This is a genomic window from Pseudooceanicola lipolyticus (assembly GCF_002786325.1).
Taxonomy (GTDB): domain Bacteria; phylum Pseudomonadota; class Alphaproteobacteria; order Rhodobacterales; family Rhodobacteraceae; genus Pseudooceanicola_C; species Pseudooceanicola_C lipolyticus.
This window is the reverse complement of the sequence record NZ_PGTB01000400.1, coordinates 1-792: the sequence shown is the minus strand read 5'-3', so window position 1 is coordinate 792 and position 792 is coordinate 1. Positions and strand designations below refer to the sequence as shown.

General features: G+C 68.8%; 1 protein-coding gene. It reads left to right on the top strand.

Annotated features, from left to right (window positions below):
* Positions 1 to 680 (top strand): TIP-type aquaporin (locus CVM52_RS28235; protein WP_100165096.1); only part of this gene is annotated, 680 nt, incomplete at its 5' end.
* Between the last annotated feature and the right edge of the window lie 112 nt (positions 681 to 792).

The following is a 792-nucleotide window of genomic DNA, read 5'->3' as shown; positions in this document are numbered from 1 at the left end:
CTGAGTTCATCTCCACCCTCATCTTCGTCTTCGCCGGCCAGGGCTCCGGCATGGCCTTCAGCAAGCTGACCGGCGGCGGCCCGACGACCCCGGCGGGCCTGATCGCGGCGGCGGTGGCGCACGCGTTCGCGCTGTTCGTGGCGGTGTCGGTGGGCGCGAACATCTCGGGCGGGCACGTGAACCCTGCCGTGACCTTCGGCGCCTTCGTGGGCGGCAACATCACCCTGTTCCGGGGGCTCCTGTACTGGGTGGCGCAGCTGCTGGGGTCCACCGTGGCGTGCTTCCTGCTCCGCTTCTCGACGGGCGGGCAGGCCACGGGCACCTTCGGGCTGACGGGCGTGTCGGTGTGGGAGGCGCTGGTGCTGGAGATCGTGATGACCTTCGGGCTGGTGTACACGGTGTACGCGACGGCGGTGGACCCGAAGAAGGGCAGCCTGGGCACCATCGCCCCCATCGCCATCGGCTTCATCGTGGGCGCCAACATCCTGGTGGGCGGCGCCTTCGACGGCGCGTCCATGAACCCCGCCGTGTCCTTCGGCCCCGCCCTCGTCAGCTGGGAGTGGGGCTACCAGTGGGTGTACTGGGTCGGGCCCCTCATCGGCGGCGGCCTCGCCGGCGTCATCTACGAGCTGCTCTTCATCTCCCACACCCACGAGCAGCTCCCCTCCACCGACTACTAAAAGCCGAAGCCGACCGACCCAGGGGTGCGCAGCGCAGCTAGCATCCAGCTCTCTCTCCCCGCTCGCCGCCGTTTAGTTTCTCTCGTGCACGTGCATGCATCGTAGACTGTCG